This is a genomic window from Pseudomonas sp. 2995-1, assembly GCF_002742505.1.
Classification (GTDB): domain Bacteria; phylum Pseudomonadota; class Gammaproteobacteria; order Pseudomonadales; family Pseudomonadaceae; genus Aquipseudomonas; species Aquipseudomonas sivasensis.
This window is the reverse complement of record NZ_LJSA01000375.1, coordinates 1-295: the sequence shown is the minus strand read 5'-3', so window position 1 is coordinate 295 and position 295 is coordinate 1. Positions and strand designations below refer to the sequence as shown.

At 34.9% G+C, this 295-nt stretch carries 1 pseudogene; it reads left to right on the top strand.

Features of this window, described 5'->3' with window-relative positions:
• Window positions 1–224 (top strand): annotated as a pseudogene (locus AOA61_RS17300) (ABC transporter ATP-binding protein/permease); the annotation flags it as partial.
• Window positions 225–295: the final 71 nt, after the last annotated feature.

The window sequence follows — 295 nt, the reverse complement described above, 5'->3', positions numbered from 1 at the left end:
GTGCATTAGATGTGAAAACGGAATTGAAGCTACTTGATGCATTAGATGATTATTCTTGTACTACTTTTTTAATTACGCAAAAAATGAGTACAACTATGAAAGCAGATACAATCCTTCTTATAGAAGATGGGGAACTGTCTGCAAAAGGAAGCCATGATGAATTATTGGCGGAGTCTAGCCTTTATCGAAAGATTTATGAATCACAGCTGGGAGAGGTGATGTAGGGTGTTTTTAAAAAAATTAAAAGAGCCATTCCAGCATAAAAAAATTGATCTGAATCTAATTGGCCAAGATG